The following is a 17,188-nucleotide window of genomic DNA, read 5'->3' on the forward strand; positions in this document are numbered from 1 at the left end:
GAATGCCGATGCTATCCCGGCCCGGCGCCCGATCCTGGCCATTTGACCCGATTACGGGGCCACTCGGGCGCCACGGGGGCACCATGCGGTAATACGGTTTGTCTATATCGCCGACCAGCCACGGCGTTGATCAGGAGGACCGACATGTGGGATCCAGACGTCTACCTGGCATTTGCAGACCATCGAAGCCGTCCGTTTTACGACCTGCTCTCGCGAGTGGGGGCCGAGCGGGCGCGCCGGGTCGTCGACCTGGGCTGTGGACCCGGCAACTTGACGAAATATCTCGAGAAGCGCTGGCCCGGCGCGGCCATCGAGGCCATGGACACCTCGCCGGAGATGGTGGCCGCCGCCCGGGAACGCGGAATCGATGCTTCGGTTGCCGACTTGCGGGACTGGAAGCCGAAACCCGACACCGACGTGGTGGTCAGCAACGCCGCGCTGCATTGGGTTCCCGAACATGCCGACCTGCTGGTCCGGTGGGCCGGCCAACTACCGGACCGGTCGTGGATCGCGGTGCAGATCCCGGGTAACTTCGAAACCCCGTCGCATGCCGCGGTGCGGGCCGTGGCGCGCCGCGAACACTACGCAAAGACGCTGAAAGACATACCGTTCCGGGTCGGCGCGGTGGTCCAGCCGCCGGCGCATTACGCTAATCTGCTGATGGACGCGGGGTGCCGGGTCGATGCCTGGGAGACGACCTACCTACACCAGCTGACCGGGGAACACCCAGTGCTGGAATGGATTACCGGCACCGCGCTGGTTCCGGTGCGTGAACGCCTCGACGACGCGGGCTGGGATCAGTTCCGCGAGGAGCTCATCCCGCTGCTCGACGACGCCTACCCGCCGCGGGCCGACGGCACAACGATTTTCCCGTTCCGGCGGGTATTCATCGTCGCCGAGGTCGGCGGCGCGGCCGCGGGGTAGCGGCTGTCTACTCTTCGACGCCGCGGTCGACGGCGATCGCCGACCGGTTCGCCGGTGTCGTGTGATGGATCCGTTGATACGTTTCGGTATAGCGCATCGCGATCCGGGTACCGGCGAAGTCCGAGGGGATTACGTCGCCGGTGCGCTGACGCCAATCATTAAGGCGGACAGCCAAATCCGCGGCGATCGCATCCATTTCCGGATCGCCATCGGCCAGTAGATTGGTGGTCTCGGTGGGATCGGTTCGCAGATCGTAGAGTTCGCGTTCCGGGCGCGCGGCTTTGACGAACGGTGCGACCGCCATCCCGGACGGGCTTTCTTCGATATCCCACGGTAGGTCCAGCAGCGGACGCGGCGCGTAGTTCTCGATGTAGCTGTATTCCTTTGTGCGGATTGCCCGAATCGGATCGAACGAGTCGTGATAGGTCTTCATCGTGTAGACCTGATCGCGCACCGGGTCGGCCGGCGTTTCGGGTGCAAGCAGGGCATGGGCGTGCGAGACGCCCTCTACCTCGGCGGGCACGTCGAGACCCAGCAGCTCCAGCAACGTCGGAACCAGGTCGACGCCGCTGAACAGTTCTTCGTAGACCTGGGGTGTCGCGGCCCGGTCCGCCGAAGTGGGCGGGCGGATGAGCAGCGCGATGCCTGTTCCGGCGTCGTACAGCGTGGATTTCGCCCGGGGGAAGGCCGGCCCGTGATCGGTGAAGAACACCACCCAGGTGCTGGTGTCCAGACCCGTCTCGGCCAGGGTGTCCACGATCCGGCCGACCGCGGCGTCCGCCGTGCTGATCGCGCCGTAGAAGTCGGCGAGATCGCCGCGCACCTCGGGTGTGTCGGGCAGGTAGTCCGGTGGATCGACGGCCGCGCTGTCGGCCGGCTCGTAGCGGTCCCGCGGGTAGGGGCGATGGGTCTCGAAGAATCCCGCCGTCAGCAGGAACGGCTGTCCAGCCCGCGCCGCGGCGTCGTTGCGCAGCCAATCCTGGACGCTGTCCACCACGTAGTCGCAATAGGAGTTCGACACGTCCACCTCGTCGAAACCCAGCCGCTTCGGGTACGAAGTCTCGTGCTGCATACCGAAAAGCGCTGAGTGCCAGCCCGATTCGGACAGGATCTGGGGAAGGGTCTGGACGCCGGCGCGGTATTCCCAGCCGTGATGGGCCAGGCCGACCAGGCCGTTGCTTTGCGGGTAGCGACCGGTGAACAACGAGCCGCGCGACGGTGTGCACAGCGGAGCGGTGGCATGGGCCCGGGTGAACAGGATGCTTTCACTGGCCAGCTGGTCCATGCGCGGGCTGCTGACGTCCGGGTGGCCGTAGGCGCCGAGATAGCGCCCGAGGTCGTGCCAGTGCACGATCAGTACGTTGTCGCCGGTCACTGCCACCTCCCTACCATGCCTTGCCGACCGGCGACGATACCGCAGTCGCCTGCCAAGGATCTGAATGCGTCGCCGCATTCCCGTCCGCCGAACGTGCTCTGAGGGCGGGTTTTCCGCGGTATTCCATCAGTGAGTGCACGTTCGGCGCGTGGGTATGCCAAAGTCGCCGATCCCCGCGTCACACCGGCGGGGACGGCACCGTGCTGGCCGTTCCGGTGTCCGACGCCGGCCGGGTGTCCGGCGGCTGAGTCCATCGGTTTTCGGAGACGAACTCCGAGAGCGGTCGCGCATGCGTCCAGCCGTCGAGCTCCAGCGCCGGCCGGTCGGGGAAGTCGGGCACCGGGCCGACGCACAGGATGGCCACCGGCTCGGCATCGGCGGGCATGCCCAGCAGCTCGGCCAGGGGTTGCGGATCGAACAGCGAGACCCAGCCGACCCCGAGACCTTCGGCCCGGGCCGCCAGCCACAGGTTCTGAATCGCGCAGGACACCGACGCGAGATCCATCTGCGGCAGCGTGCGCCGGCCGAAGATGTGGACGTCGCGTTTGTCGGCCAGCGCCACCACCAGCAGTTCGGCGCATTCGAGAATGCCTTCGACCTTGAGCCGCAGGAACTCCGCGCCGCGCGGTCCCAGCGCTTCCGCGGTGCGCGGGCGTTCCTCGTCGACCAGGGCGTGGATGCCGCGGCGCACCGCGTCGTCGGTGATCCGGATGAAACGCCACGGCTGCATCAACCCGACGCTGGGCGCGGCGTGCGCGGCCTGCAGCAAGCGGGCCAGCACTTCCTCGGGCACCACGGCGCCCGGCACGAACCGGCGCATGTCCCGTCGTTCGGCGATTACCCGGTAAACGACGCGACGATCTTGCGAGCTGAACGCGTGTTCGCTCACCGCGCCATCGGAGTATTCGCCGGCGGAGAATGGCATTAGCGTCAATGTATCGCGCAGTCCCACAACACCACCAAGGGAGCGTGCAGTGAAGTATTCCGACGTGCTCGAGCAGCTGCCCACCGACCGTCAGTCGGGGCGTGTCTACGGCGAACCCTTCGAGACCACCGACGGTGCCACCGTGATCACGGTCGAAAGGCCGGTCGGCGTCTTCGTCATTCGTCAGGGCCGGGCGACCTGGGTGCCCGCCGTCAACGCCAATCGCGTCGCGCTGATCGGAGTGCTCACCGGCCTGCTCGCCGCGGTCATCGGAAGCCTCGCGGTGCTCCGCCAGCCGCCGTGGCCGTTGATGACGATCACGGAGAATAGGTGACGCCGACCGCGCGGACGATGCAGTCCGGCGCCATGTCGAACGTCAACGAACGCAGCGGCAGCCCGCTGAGCACATCCGCCGGGATCGCGGTCTTGTAGAGCAGCGACAGTTCGCCGCTGAACTTGTCGTCGACCCGCGCGACGTCGACGTGTACCTCCAAACCGTCCGACGAGATCTCGGCCCGGGCCGTGCCGGTCTGCGGTGCATCCCAGGGCACGTCGACGGTCGCACCGGCCAGCTTCGGCAGCATCGACAGCGTCGCGAGTACCCGTTGCCGGGTGAGTACCAGCGAGCCCGTGTAGTAGGCGACGCTGCGCGGCAACCGCACACCGGGGATGGTGCCGCTGAACCGCCTGGTCACCGGGACGTAGTCGGCGAGGTAGAGCACGCCTTCGGTTTCGACCTGAGCATGCAGGTCCTCGGGTAGCTTGCCGATACCGAGCAACCTGCGGACAAAGACCGCCATGACGCCAGTATGACGCGGAACCGGGTGGCGTCGCCGCCGCCGAGTGTGGCGCCTATGGACGAATTTCCAGATGCGGATGTGCATAACCCCCACACTCGCCGTGGCAGACGCCCTGGTATCGCTTAGGGATGACCCGCTCGCGGCTCCCGATGGCTGTTTGCGCCGCTCTCGTGGCCGCCGCGGTCTACGCGCTGATGTGGGTGGGCTACCTGCAGAATTGGGGCTGGCTGCACCGGATCGATTGGTCGCTGTTGAACGCTTCGCACGACGCCGCCGTCAAGCATCCGGCGTGGCTGCGGTTCTGGGGAGTGGTGACGAATGTGCTGGGGCCGGTCCCGTTGCGGGTGCTCGACACGGTCGCGGCGGTGGCCGCGTTGGTACGGCGTGACGTGCGCGCGGCACTGGTGCTGGTGGCTTGTGGGCTGCTGAACGGATTGGTGACGCAGGCGGCCAAGAGCCTGGCGGATCGTCCGCGGCCGTCGACCATGCTGGTGCCCATTGCCCAGACGTCGTTTCCCTCGGGGCACGCGCTCGAGACGACGGCGTCCCTACTCGCCCTGCTGGCCTTCATCATGCCGATGATGAGCGCGATGCTGGGTCGCATCGCGATGTCGCTGACCGCGATCATCCTTGTGTTGGTGGGCTTTTCGCGGGTCGCCTTGAACGTGCACTACCCGTCCGACGTATTCGCCGGCTGGGCACTGGGATACCTGTACGTCCTGGTGTGTCTGGCAGTGTTTCGTCCTAAGCCGCTGCCGCGGTGGGCTTTTCGTTGATCACGGCGCCGTGACCCAACCGGGGCTAAAGCTTGACTTGACCTTGAGGTTGGCGTCGCCTGACGATGGAATGCATGCGCCGATTGCTGACTTCGCTGTGTGCTGTGGCGTGCTGCGTGTGGGCATCGCTGCTACTCGCGCCGGCGGGAACCGCCGCCCCAACGGGCAACCCGCTGGCCGGCACGCCCTGGTTCGCGAATCAGGTTGGCAATGCCACACAAGTGGTTTCGGTCGTCAGCACTGGCGGCTCCAACGCGACCATCGACATCTACCAACGCACCGCCGCCGGCTGGCAGGCGCTGCGTACCGGCGTTCCGACGCACGTGGGTTCGGCGGGGATGGCGCCGCAGGCCAAGAGCGGGGTACCGGCCACCCCGACGGGCGTGTACAGCCTCGACGCCGCGTTCGGCACCGCCCCGAACCCCGGTACCGGGTTGCCCTACACCCAGGTCTCCGGACCCAACTACTGGTGGAGCGGCGACGACCACAGCCCCACGTTCAACTCGATGCAGATGTGCCAGAAGGCGCAGTGCCCGTTCAACACCGCCGAAAGCGAGAACCTGCAGATTCCGCAGTACAAGCACGCGGTCGTGATGGGCGTCAACAAGAACAAAACCCCCGGCGGCGGTGCGGCGTTCTTCTTCCACACCACCGACGGCCAACCCACCGAGGGCTGCGTCGCGGTCGACGATGCTCAGCTGGTGTCGATCATGAAATGGCTGCGGCCGGGCGCAGTCATCGCGATCACCAAGTAACGCTCAGTCGACGGTGGCGATGGCGCGACCGGGCTTGAGCGTGAAGTTCATGCCCTCCAACGACATGGTGGCGTCGTAGGTCCGGTCGTAACCGGTGCCGCAGATCTTCCAGCCGGCATCGGTGCGCCGGTAGGTGTCGCGGTAGAAGGCGGCGCCGATCAGCATGAAGTTCAGGTCGGCGACGATCACCCGGTCCTGCAGATACCAACTGCCCGTTGCGGTGTCGCCGTCGACGACGATGTCCGGATGCGTCACCCGGTGTTCTGTGATGACGTTCGCGGGCAGCGACGTCCGCATGTACTCGACCAAGTCGGCGCGGTTGGCGAAGTGCAACTCGTTGCCGATCGACGGCCCGTAGTCGGCCTTGATGTCTTCGGCCAGGGTGTCGTTGAAATCGTCCCAGTGCTTGGTGTCCAGCGCGCGCAGATACCGGTACTTGACTTGCTTGATGGCTTCGATATCGGCCAGATCGTCGAGGGTCATCCCGTCATTGCAGCACACGGGTAACCATGTCGATCAGGGCCCGTCGTTCCAGGCTCCAATCGATGGCCGTTCCGGTGACCATCTGAGCCAGCACCACACCCCGCAGTGTGGCCCAAATGACCTCGGCCACACCCGCATTCGCCGGGTCGGTGGTGATCAGCCGGCCTAACTGGGCGATCGCGGAGTTCATCTCGAGCAGGTGGCGGCGCGAGGAATCGCCCAGGCTGCCGCGGGTTGCCCGCAGGATCTCGAACGCCGCCATCGACGTCGGGCTGCTGTAGCAACTCCACGCGGTGTCGATGACGACTTCGATGCGTTGTTGTGGCGGCAGCTCGCTGACGTCGGCCGACGACAGGCTCTCGATCAGCCGGTCCACCCCGTCGTCGACGACGGCCATCAACAGGCCGTTGCGGTCACCGAAGTGGTATTGGATCACGCCCCATGTGACGCCGGCGCGTTCGGCCACATGCTTGGCGGTGGCCGCGGCGAAGCCTTCCTCCTGGATGCAGCGGACCGTCTCGTCGATGATCTTCGCGCGGGTGTCATCGCCGCGTTTGCGCGGCGCACTGGTGCGCCGGGTCGGGCTGACCGGGCGCCCAGACGTCTGGCCTGCGGCAATGGACATTGTTGACTTTATAACATAGCCGAGTCTATTTTTGTGGCGTGAGCAGCCCCTCGCGATACGCGCAGTTGTCCCGTGCCGAGCTGGTCGTTCTGCTTCCCGAACTGTTACTGATCGGACAGCTGATCGACCGGTCCGGAATGGCTTGGTGCATTTCCTCGTTCGGCCGCGAGGAGATGGTGCAGATCGCCATCGAGGAGTGGGCGGGCGCCAGCCCGATCTACACCCGGCGCATGCAGGAGGCATTGAATTACGTGGGCAACGACGTGCCCACCATCTTCAAGGGCCTGCAGCTCGACATCGGCGCCCCACCGCAATTCATGGATTTTCGCTACACCGTGCACGACCGGTGGCACGGCGAATTCCACCTCGACCACTGCGGCGCGCTGCTCGACGTGGAACCAATGGGTGAGCAGTACGTGTTCGGGATGTGCCACACCATCGAGGATCCGACGTTCGACGCGACCGCCGTGGCGACCAACGCGAAGGCTCAGGTGCGTCCCATCCACCGCCCGCCCCGGACGCCGGCCGACCGGCACCCGCACTGCGCGTGGACCGTCGTCATCGACGATTCCCATCCCGAGGTGCAGGGCATTCCCGCCCTGGACATCGTTCGTCAAACACGCGCCGCGACATGGAAACTCGATCCCATCGATGCCTCGGACGAGGGGCAGGCGGATTACTCGGGTCCGCTGCTCTCCGATTTCGACTTCGCCGCCTTCTCGCATTCGGCATTGGTCCGGATGGCCGACGAGGTCTGCTTGCAGATGCATCTGCTGTTTCTGTCCTTCGCGATCGCGGTGCGGGCACGCGCCGCCGACGAGGCCGAAGCCGTTGCGGTCTGCACCAAGGGCCTGATCGGCATCGCGGGCCTAGCCGCGGAGCGCATTCACCGCGCGCTCAATCTTCCCGGCGGGATTGACGGCGTGCTGAAGGTCCTCGAATTGCACCCGCTGCTGAACCCGGTGGGCTACGTTACCGCAGAACTGGAATCGAACCGGCTGCACGTCTACGCGTCTGCGGCCCACGACGACGGTGCCTGGATCTCGCTGTGCTCACCGCAATCCGTGCAACCGCTGCAGGCGATCGCCACGGCGGTCGATCCGCGCCTCCGAGTGCGGGTTAGCGGAACCGACAATGACTGGACGGCCGAGCTAATCGAAACCGACACCGACGCTCAGGAGCTGCCAGAGGTTTCGGTGGTCAGGGTCAGTGGCGGAGCGACATTCCAGTTTGAGCCGAGGCGTTCGCTGCCGCTGACCGTGGTCTGACGCGCAGTTCTTTGTCAAGGGGTTTTTAGTACCACTTCGGTGACACAACCGCATCGGGGCGATACCAATGGCATTGCAAGCCATCGGCTTTGCGCGTGTCGGGGGCTATCGTTAACGCTGGCCACCGACCCCTATAGACGAAAGTATTCGCTCTATGTACGACCCACTTGGGTTGTCGATCGGAACCACGAACCTGGTCGCAGCACGTGACGGAAACCAACCGGTTTCACGTCGAGCGGTACTAACGCTGTACCCGCACTGCGCACCGAAAGTTGGTCTACCCGAGGAGAACCCGCAGCTCACCGAGCCCGGCATGTTGATGAGCGGGTTCGTCGACCGTGTCGGCGACTCGGTGGCACTGGTGTCCGTCGATGGCTCCGCTCACGACCCCGACCTCTTGATGGTCGAAGCACTCGACGCGATGGTGCTGGAGGCCGGTGCGGACGCCGGCTCCTCGGAGATCTCGATCGCCGTTCCGTCGCACTGGAAACCGAGCACCGCACAGGCACTGCGCAACGCACTACGCACACATCTGGGCTTTGTCCGAAGCGGTATGGCACCGCGCCTGGTTTCGGACGCGATCGCATCGCTGACCGCGGCGAACGCCGAGCTGTGCCTTGCCGCAACCGGTGTCGTCGGATTACTCGACTTCGGCGGCTCGGGTACCTCAGCAACCCTGATCGACCTCGCCGGCGATTTCAAACCGCTCAGCGCCACAATGCGTTACACCGACTTCTCCGGTGACGAGATCGACGCGGCCCTATTGCTCTGTGTGTTCGAGGAGCTGGGGCACGGCAGCGGTATCGACCCGGCCAGCACCGCCGCGGTCGGGCAACTGGCCCGGCTGCGGGAACAGTGCCGTACCGCCAAAGAGCAGCTATCCACGGACCGCACAACGGAATTCGCGGCTGAGTTGGGTGGACGCCGGGCCACTATGAGGTTCACCCGCGACGAGCTGGGCGACCTGATCCAGGACCGGCTCACCGGACTCATCTACGCGTTCGACGACATGTTGTGCCGACACCGCAAGGGCTGGAACGACCTTTCGGCGGTAATCACCGTTGGCGGCGGCGCCTGCATTCCGCTTGTCAACGAACGTCTTTCGGTGCACAGCCGTCGCCCGGTCATGTCGCCGGCGCAACCCGCATTCGCCGCCGCCGCCGGCGCGCTGCTGCTGGCCGCCCGTGGCGAGGAACTCGACCTACGCACCCGCACGTCGATCGGTCTGCTCACCGCGTCGTCGGGCAACGACATCATCGAACTGCCCGCCGGCGACCTGTTGGTGATCGACGAGGAAGCGCTCACCGACCGCGAGTTGGCTTGGTCGCAAACCGAATACCCCGGTGACATCCGGGTGCCCTACACGCCCGAGGCATTCGACGAAGACAGCAGCCCCGGCGGCTGGTCGATGCGGTTGAACGTGATCGAGCCGCCGCGGGAACGGGCGTGGCGCCGGGTCCGCCTGTCGCAGTTGGTCGTCGGGATGTTCGCACTCGTGGCCATGACCGCGATCGGCGGTGTGGCATATACGTTGACCGGGATCGAAAATCACCAGGCACCGCCGGCGCCCTCCGTCGTCCCCGTGCCGCTGCCGCCGGCCAGTACGCCGCCACCGCCCACGACGACGTCGCCCCCGCCCACCTCGACGACGGTGCCGATGACCACCCAGTGGATCCACGTTCCGCTGCTGCCGGTGCCGATCCCGATCCAGGTGCCGGCCAATCAGGCGCCGGCGAACCCGGCTCCGCAGTACCCGGCTCAGCAATATCCCGGGGAATATCCGGGCGGTGGCTACGGGGGCGGCTATCCCCCCAGCGGGGGCGGGTACTCGCAGAACCCGTTCCTGGGCCCGGGCTACTAGCGGTGAGATTTGGCTGCGAGCAAACTCCGTGGCGCATCACCGCGCGCGGGCGCACACTGGGCAGTAACGCTACGAGCTGCGAGGAGGCCACGTGGGCGAGCATGGACCATTCGGGTTTGATCCCGAGGAGTTCGATCGGGTGATCAGGGAAGGCAGCGAGGGACTGCGCGACGTGTTCGAGCGGATCGGCAGGTTTGCTGCTCCGGGCGCCCGCGGCGGCTTTTCGGCGTTCTTCGACGACCTGTCACGGCGGCCCCGATCCGGGCCGGAAACCGCGGGCGAGGCCGGCGACGGCGTCTGGGCGATCTACACCGTCGACGCCGCGGGCGGCGCGCACGTCGAACAGGTGTATGCCACTGAGCTCGACGCGCTGCGGGCCAACAAGAACAACGTCGACCCCAAGCGCAAGGTGCGTTTTCTGCCGTACGGCATCGCGGTCGGCGTCCTCGACGACGACGCGGAAGAGCAAACGTAAGTTGCCGCTTTCCGGGCGTTTCCACTAACCGGGATTCCGCCTAGGGTTTCAGTCGTGACGCCAGCAGCGCCGGTGTGCCAGGTGTGCGGTTCGCAGCCGCGCCAGGGTGCGCGCTTCTGCGATGCCTGCGGCAGTCCGCTGGCGCCGGCCGCCGAGCCCGCCGAGTACAAGCAGGTCACCGTCCTGTTCGCCGACGTGGTGCGCTCGATGGACATCGCCGCGGCATTGGGTCCCGAGCGGCTGCGCGAGGTGATGACCGAACTCGTCGATCAGTCGGCGGCCGTGGTCCAGCGTTTTGGCGGCACCGTCGACAAGTTCACCGGCGACGGCATCATGGCGCTGTTCGGAGCGCCGATCACGTTGGAAGATCATGCTTTTCGTGCCTGCCTTGCGGCGCTGGAGATCCAGGAGGTGGTCCGGGCGCTGGCGGTCGAGGTGGGCCGCCGCGACGGGATCGACCTGCGCTTGCGCGTCGGGCTGAACTCCGGCCAGGTGATCACCGGCGAAGTCGGCGCGACTCATCTCGGCTACACCGCGGTGGGCGAACAGGTGGGGATGGCGCAGCGCATGGAAACGGTGGCGCCGCCGGGCGGCATCATGCTCAGCGAATCCACCGCGCGGCTGGTCGAGGATCGCGCGGTGCTGGGCGAGCCCGAAACCGTGCACATCAAGGGTTTCGCCACCGCCGTGCCGGCCCGCCGGCTGCTGGCCGCCGACGGTGAGCGCCGCAAGGCGCGTCGCCAGTCCCGCCTGGTCGGGCGGCAGCAAGAGAAGGACGCCGTCGCGGAATTGCTGGACCAAGCCAGCCGGGGCGCGGGAAGCGTGATCACGGTCACCGGTCGCCCAGGCGTGGGCAAGACCCGGCTGGTCCGTGAGTCGTTGGCCATCGCGCGCAGTGCCGGGTTCGAGGTGCCGGTCGCCTACTGCGAATCCCATACCCGCGAGATTCCGTTCCACGTGATCTCCCGGCTGCTGCGCAGGGTCTTCGGGCTGGGCGGGCTCACGCTCGAGGTGGCGCGGGCGCGGGTGCGCGCCGAAATCCCCGAGGCGGGCAACGAGGATCTGGTGCTGCTCGACGACCTGCTCGGCATCCGCGACCCCGACATGCCCTGTCCGGACATCACCCCGGATGCGCGGCGCCGCCGGCTCGTCGACCTGATCAACACGATTTCACTGGCTCGGCCCGACTCCGCGCTCTACGTCATCGACGATGCCCAGTGGATCGACAGCGTCAGCGAGTCGCTGCTCACCGAATTCGCGGCGGCGGTACCCGGCATGCGCGCGGTGCTGCTGGTCGTCTATCGGCCCGAATACTCGGGGCCGCTGGCACACATCCCGGGCGCCCATCCGTTCATCCTTGAGCCACTGGGTAATTCGCACATCACCGAACTGATCAACGAGCTACTGGGGGCCGACCCTTCGGTGGCCGGATTACCGACGGTGATCGCCGGCCGGGCGGCCGGCCTGCCGTTCGCCGCCGAGGAGATCGTGCGTGACCTCGCCGAGCGAGGCGAGCTCGAGGGCACGCCGGGCGCCTACGTGTGCGTGCGCGAAGTGCGCGAAATCCAGGTTCCGGCAAGTCTTCAGGGCATTATCGGGGCGCGCATCGATCGGCTCAACGCCACCGCGAAGCGCACCCTGAACGCCGCCGCTGTCATCGGCGCGCAGTTCGACACCGAATTGCTGAAATGTCTGCTGGGCACGGTCGACGTGGCGCCACTGGTCCAGGCGTCATTGGTCGAGCAGGTCGGCTTCACACCGCACGAGACATACGCCTTCTGTCATCCGCTGATTCAGGCGGTGGCATACGAATCCCAATTGAAAGCCGGCAGAGCCGAGTTGCATCGACGGGTGGCGGCGGTATTGCAGCGCACCTACGGCGAGTTCACCGGTCAGGAGGCCTCGATCGTCGCCACGCAGTACGCGGCCGCCGGGGATCTGCGTCAGGCTTACGAGTGGTACATGCAGGCCGGGACGTGGTACGGCGGGCGGGATATCCGCGCGGCCCGGGCCAGCTGGCAACAGGCGCTGCGATTCGCCGACCGGCTGCCGGACGATCAGCCCGATCGGCTGGCCATGCGCATCGCACCGCGAGCCCTGCTGTGCGGCAGCGTGTTTCAGGTGGGCGGCACGCCCGAGGAGACCGGATTCGACGAATTGCGAACACTGACCGCCCAGGCGGGTGACAAGAGGTCATTGGCCGTCGGCATGGCCGGCCACCTCACCACGCTGACGTTCAACTCCCATCATCGGGAGGCGGCCGCCATGGCGACGGAGTTCGCCACGCTCGTCGACTCGATCGGCGACCCTGCGATGACGGCCGGCCTGTTCTATGCGGCCGCCCAGGCCAAGTGGGAGGTCGGCGAGGCGACCGAATGCCTGCAGTTGGCGCAACGGATCATCGACGTCGCAGCTGGCGATCCCACCATGGGCAACTTTGTGATCGGTTCCCCGCTGGCCTGGGCGACCACGTTAAAGGGCGCGGCCGGAATGTTTTTGGGTCGGCATGGCTGGCGGCAGGACCTCGAGGAGGGCATCGCGATGGCCCGCTCGTTCGACCCGACCACCCACCCGTTCGCGCAGTTGTACAAGTACGCGGCCGCGGTGCAGAACGGCGGGGTGCTGCCCACTGCCGAAGACGTGGCGCAGACGGCCGAGTCGTTGGACATCGCCCAACGTTCCGGCGACAACGCCGCATTGGCGTACGCATTGGTCAATCGTGCTAACGCGCTGCTCCACTGCAACGGCGAAAACGCGGGGGAGGGCTTCGAATACCTGGCGAAGGCTCGCGAGATGCTCGTCGACGAGAAGCTGATCGTGGCGATCCGCCGCATGACCGACGCCGAGATTGCCCGCGGGCGTGCCCGATCCGGCGATCTCGACGGCGCGGCCGACCTGGTGTCCCGGGTTCTCAACGCGCAGTTCGACGCCGGGACGATGATGTTCCGGGCGCCCGCGACCACCGTGCTGGTCGAGACACTGCTGGCGCGCGCCGGCCCCGGCGATGTCGAGGCGGCGCAGCGCGCGGTCGACCGACTCGAGGCCGTCCCGACCGAGCCGGGCTTCGTGCTACACGAAATTCCGGTGCTGCGGCTGCGGGCGCTGCTGGCCCGCGCCCGTGGCGACGAGGCTGCCTATCGTCAACTCCTGCAACGCTTTCGGGCCAGCGCGCACGACGTCGGATTCGAAGGCTACGTGGCGCTGGCCGATGCGATGGCCGCGAACTGAGCCCTCACCCCTGCGTGACGACGTTGTCGAGCCCGGAGTTGGAGATCTTCGGCGCGCCCGAGTGGAACGTCACCTGGTTGTTCATCCCGGACGCTTCGATGGTGTCGGCGGAATCGACGGTGACCGAGTTCTTCATGCCGGACACGGACAGGCTCGCACAATGGCCGGTGATCACGATCGTGTTGTTGATCCCGCTGACGGTGACAACGTTGTCGTTGCACGCGATCGTCTTGTTCTCGTCGATGCCGGACACGTCGAGCGGCGCGCCTTGCGGCGGCAGCGGCGACGCCGAAGGACCCGAACTGCGGGTCGGGCTCGTCGCGCTGGTCGTCGGCCGCGGACTGCGCGTCGTCGTGCGGGGTGACGGCGTCGCCGGCGTGGTCGTCACCTCCGACGAGATGATCGACCGGACAGTGGAAAGCTGGTGTGCGGCAAAGGCTGCGATGACGCCGGCGAGCACCAGCACGCCGATCACGATGATGGTGCCGACGATCCACCACATCCGGTTGCCCGAGGATTTCGGCGACGACCCGCCGTAGGGGCTGCCATAGCCGTACATGGGCGGTGGCGGCGGCGCCGCACCGTAGGACGGCGATGGCACCGGGCCCGGTGGCGGTGGCGGGTAGGCCTGACCCTGCGGTGCGCCGCCCAATTCGGACGCGCGCGCGGTCTCGGCCAGCGGGCGCTCCAGGTCCCGAATCCGTTTTTCCGGGTCGTCCTGCGATTCCATGGGACAGATGCTCCACCAGACGACGTCTCATAGGAAGTTTCGGCTTCAATCGGTAGTTTCAGCACCGTGCCCGACATGCCGAACCGCCAGATCCTCCTTCGTCGCCGCCCGAGCGGGCTGGTCGCACCCGACGACACCGAGCTGATCACCCGGCCGGCACCCGAACCCGGCGACGGTGAGGCGCTGCTCCGAACCACCTACGTCGGGCTCGACGCGGCCGTCCGGACCTGGCTGAACGATCAGCCGAGTTACCTGCCGCCGGTGCAACTCGGCGAGGTGATCCGGGCGGCCGGCATCGGCGAAGTCGTCGCGTCCCGGTGTGACGCCTATGCCGTCGGCGACGTGATCACCACGCTGACCGGGTTTCAGGAATACGTGATCATCCGCGATGATGTGTTCAGCACGCCCATTCCGGGCGAGGACGATCAGCTCGCGATCATGTCGGTGTACGGCCCCACCGGGGCCACCGCCTACTTCGGCATGACCGACATCGGTAAGCCCAAGGCCGGTGAGACAGTGGTGGTCTCGGCGGCGGCGGGCGCCACCGGGTCGGTGGCCGGGCAGATCGCCAAGATCGCCGGCGCCCGGGTGGTGGGCATCGCCGGCGGGCCGGATAAGTGCCGGGCCGTGGTCGAGGACTTCGGCTTCGACGCGTGCATCGACTACAAGAACGACGACGTGCCCGCCGCGCTCAAGCAGCACTGCCCGAAACGCGTCGACGTGTACTTCGACAACGTCGGCGGGCCGATCCTCGACGCGGTGCTCGGCCGGCTCGCCAACAACGCGCGCGTCGTACTCTGCGGCGTCATCTCCAGCTACCTGACCGGTGAGCACCCCGGTCCGGCGAACTACGTGAACCTGTTGTCGAAGACCGCGCTGATGCAGGGCTTCAACGCCCTCGACCAATGGGGCCGCTTCGACGAAGCCTTTGCCGCACTGCGTCAATGGGAGGCCGAAGGCCGACTCAAGCACCGCCAGACCATCTTTGAGGGCATCGAGTCGTGTGTGGACGCCCTCAACGGGTTGTTCACCGGGGCCAACATCGGCAAGACACTGGTCAAGATCAGCGAACCCTCGACCCCCTGAGGCGAACGCCCCGGCTGGCCGGGCGCTCGGGCGCATAGGCCCGGCCAGCCGGGCACTCGGTCACTCCCTGAGCCGCTAGTCCTCGCCGAGGACGCGGTGCAGCGTCTTCTTGGCCTCACGCAGCGCTTCGAGAACCTTGGTCCGGGCCTGCGCGAGCTGTTGCTTCTGCTCGTCGGTGCCGGTCCAGGTGATCGTGCGCGACAGGCCGGCGAGCTCGAACATCTCCCGGCGGATCTTGAAGACGTCGCCGAATTGACCCGCACGCTTGAGGAAAGCGTGTGCGGTCTCGCTGCTGACGCCCCGCCACTTCAGCAGGTTCTGGCCGAACTCGGTCAACGTCGCGACGCCGTTGTCGACCGTCACCACACCGCGGCCGTCGAGCAGGCCGATGGCCAGCTCCGCGATCTCCTGCGGCGGAGTGAGCGCGCCGTCGGTTGCGTCGGACACCCGCGCGACGATCTGCGCGGCATCGGCCGGCCCGTCGAGTAGCAGCGCCGCTGTCACAAACGCCGCGCGCTTGAGCGGCGGACGACCACCCGGACCAAAACCTGGGCCGCCCGGCCCGCCATGACCCCAACCGTGCTTACCCCAACCGCCCCCGAAACCGCCGGGGCCGCCGCCAAAACCGAAGCCGGGGCCGCCCCCGAAACCGCCGGGGCCGCCGCCAAAACCGAAGCCGGGGCCGCCCCCGAAACCGCCGGGGCCGCCGAACAATCCGTCACCAGACATCCTTGTCATTCCTTTCCGTATCGGACCATCAAGCTCCTTGATACCACCGACTCCGACAATGTCAACAAAGTTGATGGTTCCCGGGGTCGCCGCGGAACTCAGGCTGCGCGTGGCACCGGCCGGGCGCGCGATGCAGGATCGTCTGACGCGGCGTGGCAAAGCGCTGCCGAGGCGCGCGGACTCCGTCGCGGCGGAAGCCGAAACGCGAATTCTGGCCCGGCTCGCCGTCGAACAGCAAAGCCGGCTCAAAGAACTGCTTTATGCTGCGGGCATCCCTTGAACCGAAAGTGCCAGGTATGGATCGTCGCCGGATGATGATGCTGGCCGGATTCGGTGCCCTGGCCGCGACGGTCCCCACCGCGAGTGCAAGCGCCGCTCCGGCCCGGTCCGGGACGTACCTGTTTCACGATGAGTTCGACGGGCCGGCCGGTTCGGCGCCCGACCCCTCGAAATGGGTTGTGGCGAGCCAACGTACGCCGATCAAGAATCCGACCGGGTTCGACCGGCCCGAGTTTTTCGGGCAGTACCGCGACAGCCGGCAAAACGTGTTCGTCGACGGCAAGTCCAACCTGGTACTGCGCGCCAGCCGAGAGGGTGGCAACTACTTCGGCGGCCTGGTGAGTGGCACCTGGCGCGGCGCCATCGGGACGACCTGGGAGGCGCGCATCAAACTCGACTGCCTCACCGGCGGCTGCTGGCCCGCCTGGTGGTTGTCCAACGACGATCCCGGCCGTAGCGGGGAAGTCGACTTGATGGAGTGGTACGGCAACGGGCAGTGGCCCGCGGGCACCACGGTGCACGCAAACCCGGACGGCACGGCATTCCAGACCCATCCGATCGCGGTCGACGGCGGGTGGCACACCTGGCGCGTGGCGTGGAATCCGGGCGGCATGCAGTTCTGGGAAGACTATGCCGAGGGCGCCGAGCCGTACTTCAGCGTTCCCGCGACCGGCATCGAGGATCTGCATGACCCGATCCGGATGTGGCCGTTCAACGACGTCGGCTACATGATGTTTCCCATGCTCAACCTGGCGGTCGGCGGTTCGGGCGCCGGCGACCCCGCGTCCGGCACCTATCCGGCGGAAATGCTGGTCGACTGGGTGCGCGTGTTCTAAGTCCCGGGTGCGGGATGCACGCCATCGGCGCGC

18 protein-coding genes are annotated in these 17,188 nt (G+C 66.9%); 11 read left to right on the plus strand and 7 right to left on the minus strand.

The features are described from left to right. The first annotated feature begins 144 nt into the window (after positions 1–144). Positions 145–924 carry a trans-aconitate 2-methyltransferase gene (locus MAAFP003_RS02245; protein WP_096284058.1) on the plus strand — a complete coding sequence of 260 codons (780 nt, stop codon included), beginning with the start codon at positions 145–147 and terminating at the stop codon, positions 922–924. Between the two features lie 7 nt (positions 925–931). Here the strand turns inward: MAAFP003_RS02245 and MAAFP003_RS02250 are convergent, their stop codons facing one another. Continuing rightward, positions 932–2,305 (minus strand): sulfatase family protein, encoded by a 1,374-nt coding sequence (locus MAAFP003_RS02250; protein WP_243393742.1) that lies wholly within the window; start codon positions 2,303–2,305, stop codon positions 932–934. Positions 2,306–2,477: 172 nt separating this feature from the next. After that, positions 2,478–3,224, minus strand: a complete 747-nt coding sequence (gene bluB, locus MAAFP003_RS02255) for a 5,6-dimethylbenzimidazole synthase (RefSeq protein ID WP_096284062.1) — start codon at positions 3,222–3,224, stop codon at positions 2,478–2,480. A 49-nt stretch (positions 3,225–3,273) separates the two neighbouring features. Here bluB and MAAFP003_RS02260 point away from each other — a divergent pair, with 49 nt between their 5' ends. Then, positions 3,274–3,558, plus strand: a complete 285-nt coding sequence (locus MAAFP003_RS02260) for a hypothetical protein (protein WP_096284064.1) — start codon at positions 3,274–3,276, stop codon at positions 3,556–3,558. Here the strand turns inward: MAAFP003_RS02260 and MAAFP003_RS02265 are convergent. Next, positions 3,542–4,024, minus strand: a complete 483-nt coding sequence (locus MAAFP003_RS02265) for a hypothetical protein (RefSeq protein WP_096284065.1) — start codon at positions 4,022–4,024, stop codon at positions 3,542–3,544. The genes MAAFP003_RS02260 and MAAFP003_RS02265 overlap by 17 nt on opposite strands. A 128-nt stretch (positions 4,025–4,152) precedes the next feature. On the opposite strand from MAAFP003_RS02265, the gene MAAFP003_RS02270 reads away from it, so the two are divergent. Continuing rightward, entirely contained in the window at positions 4,153–4,800 is a 648-nt protein-coding gene (locus MAAFP003_RS02270) for a phosphatase PAP2 family protein (protein ID WP_096284067.1), read from the plus strand. 74 nt (positions 4,801–4,874) lie between these two features. Continuing rightward, a complete protein-coding gene (locus MAAFP003_RS02275; protein WP_096290825.1) occupies positions 4,875–5,555 on the plus strand; it encodes a L,D-transpeptidase family protein in 681 nt (226 codons plus the stop codon). Between the two features lie 3 nt (positions 5,556–5,558). On the opposite strand, the gene MAAFP003_RS02280 is transcribed toward MAAFP003_RS02275, so the two are convergent. After that, positions 5,559–6,038, minus strand: coding sequence for a nuclear transport factor 2 family protein (locus MAAFP003_RS02280; protein ID WP_207768440.1), 480 nt, complete (start codon positions 6,036–6,038; stop codon positions 5,559–5,561). 4 nt (positions 6,039–6,042) lie between these two features. After that, on the minus strand, positions 6,043–6,663 hold the full coding sequence (locus MAAFP003_RS02285) for a TetR/AcrR family transcriptional regulator (RefSeq protein ID WP_096284071.1): 621 nt from the start codon (positions 6,661–6,663) through the stop codon (positions 6,043–6,045). 38 nt (positions 6,664–6,701) lie between these two features. Between MAAFP003_RS02285 and MAAFP003_RS02290 the strand changes: the two genes are divergently transcribed. The 4 genes from MAAFP003_RS02290 to MAAFP003_RS02305 all read left to right on the plus strand — a co-directional run bounded on the left by MAAFP003_RS02290 (position 6,702) and on the right by MAAFP003_RS02305 (position 13,495). Further along, on the plus strand, positions 6,702–7,931 hold the full coding sequence (locus MAAFP003_RS02290; protein WP_096284073.1) for a hypothetical protein: 1,230 nt from the start codon (positions 6,702–6,704) through the stop codon (positions 7,929–7,931). Between the two features lie 154 nt (positions 7,932–8,085). Beyond that, on the plus strand, positions 8,086–9,792 hold the full coding sequence (locus MAAFP003_RS02295) for an Hsp70 family protein (RefSeq protein ID WP_096284075.1): 1,707 nt from the start codon (positions 8,086–8,088) through the stop codon (positions 9,790–9,792). Positions 9,793–9,883: 91 nt separating this feature from the next. Then, complete coding sequence (locus MAAFP003_RS02300) at positions 9,884–10,267, plus strand: hypothetical protein (protein ID WP_096284077.1); 384 nt, start codon at positions 9,884–9,886, stop codon at positions 10,265–10,267. Positions 10,268–10,321: 54 nt separating this feature from the next. Continuing rightward, positions 10,322–13,495, plus strand: a complete 3,174-nt coding sequence (locus tag MAAFP003_RS02305) for an AAA family ATPase (protein WP_341477046.1) — start codon at positions 10,322–10,324, stop codon at positions 13,493–13,495. Positions 13,496–13,499: 4 nt separating this feature from the next. Here the strand turns inward: MAAFP003_RS02305 and MAAFP003_RS02310 are convergent, their stop codons facing one another. Continuing rightward, on the minus strand, positions 13,500–14,225 hold the full coding sequence (locus MAAFP003_RS02310; protein WP_096284081.1) for a DUF3060 domain-containing protein: 726 nt from the start codon (positions 14,223–14,225) through the stop codon (positions 13,500–13,502). 66 nt (positions 14,226–14,291) lie between these two features. On the opposite strand from MAAFP003_RS02310, the gene MAAFP003_RS02315 reads away from it, so the two are divergent. After that, entirely contained in the window at positions 14,292–15,311 is a 1,020-nt protein-coding gene (locus MAAFP003_RS02315) for an NADP-dependent oxidoreductase (protein WP_096284083.1), read from the plus strand. A 75-nt stretch (positions 15,312–15,386) separates the two neighbouring features. Here the strand turns inward: MAAFP003_RS02315 and MAAFP003_RS02320 are convergent, their stop codons facing one another. After that, on the minus strand, positions 15,387–16,040 hold the full coding sequence (locus MAAFP003_RS02320) for a hypothetical protein (protein ID WP_096284085.1): 654 nt from the start codon (positions 16,038–16,040) through the stop codon (positions 15,387–15,389). Positions 16,041–16,113: 73 nt separating this feature from the next. On the opposite strand from MAAFP003_RS02320, the gene MAAFP003_RS02325 reads away from it, so the two are divergent. Both MAAFP003_RS02325 and MAAFP003_RS02330 read left to right on the plus strand, forming a co-directional pair. Beyond that, positions 16,114–16,320: a hypothetical protein gene (locus MAAFP003_RS02325; RefSeq protein WP_096284086.1), complete on the plus strand. Its 207-nt coding sequence runs from the start codon at positions 16,114–16,116 to the stop codon at positions 16,318–16,320. Beyond that, positions 16,301–17,155 (plus strand): glycoside hydrolase family 16 protein, encoded by an 855-nt coding sequence (locus tag MAAFP003_RS02330; RefSeq protein WP_096284088.1) that lies wholly within the window; start codon positions 16,301–16,303, stop codon positions 17,153–17,155. Before MAAFP003_RS02325 ends, MAAFP003_RS02330 begins: the two co-directional genes overlap by 20 nt. Positions 17,156–17,188: the final 33 nt, after the last annotated feature.

It is taken from the genome of Mycobacterium ahvazicum, assembly GCF_900176255.2.
Classification (GTDB): Bacteria; Actinomycetota; Actinomycetes; order Mycobacteriales; family Mycobacteriaceae; genus Mycobacterium; species Mycobacterium ahvazicum.

Excerpts from the sequence above, each read along its gene's own strand:
- MAAFP003_RS02320 (WP_096284085.1), bottom strand. The coding sequence starts at position 16,040 with ATGTCTGGTGACGGATTGTTCGGCGGCCCCGGCGGTTTCGGGGGCGGC.
- MAAFP003_RS02245 (WP_096284058.1), top strand. The coding sequence starts at position 145 with ATGTGGGATCCAGACGTCTACCTGGCATTTGCAGACCATCGAAGCCGT.
- bluB (WP_096284062.1), bottom strand. The coding sequence starts at position 3,224 with ATGCCATTCTCCGCCGGCGAATACTCCGATGGCGCGGTGAGCGAACAC.
- MAAFP003_RS02280 (WP_207768440.1), bottom strand. The coding sequence starts at position 6,038 with ATGACCCTCGACGATCTGGCCGATATCGAAGCCATCAAGCAAGTCAAG.
- MAAFP003_RS02325 (WP_096284086.1), top strand. The coding sequence starts at position 16,114 with ATGGTTCCCGGGGTCGCCGCGGAACTCAGGCTGCGCGTGGCACCGGCC.
- MAAFP003_RS02270 (WP_096284067.1), top strand. The coding sequence starts at position 4,153 with ATGACCCGCTCGCGGCTCCCGATGGCTGTTTGCGCCGCTCTCGTGGCC.
- MAAFP003_RS02275 (WP_096290825.1), top strand. The coding sequence starts at position 4,875 with ATGCGCCGATTGCTGACTTCGCTGTGTGCTGTGGCGTGCTGCGTGTGG.
- MAAFP003_RS02265 (WP_096284065.1), bottom strand. The coding sequence starts at position 4,024 with ATGGCGGTCTTTGTCCGCAGGTTGCTCGGTATCGGCAAGCTACCCGAG.
- MAAFP003_RS02295 (WP_096284075.1), top strand. The coding sequence starts at position 8,086 with ATGTACGACCCACTTGGGTTGTCGATCGGAACCACGAACCTGGTCGCA.
- MAAFP003_RS02285 (WP_096284071.1), bottom strand. The coding sequence starts at position 6,663 with ATGTCCATTGCCGCAGGCCAGACGTCTGGGCGCCCGGTCAGCCCGACC.
- MAAFP003_RS02330 (WP_096284088.1), top strand. The coding sequence starts at position 16,301 with ATGCTGCGGGCATCCCTTGAACCGAAAGTGCCAGGTATGGATCGTCGC.
- MAAFP003_RS02310 (WP_096284081.1), bottom strand. The coding sequence starts at position 14,225 with ATGGAATCGCAGGACGACCCGGAAAAACGGATTCGGGACCTGGAGCGC.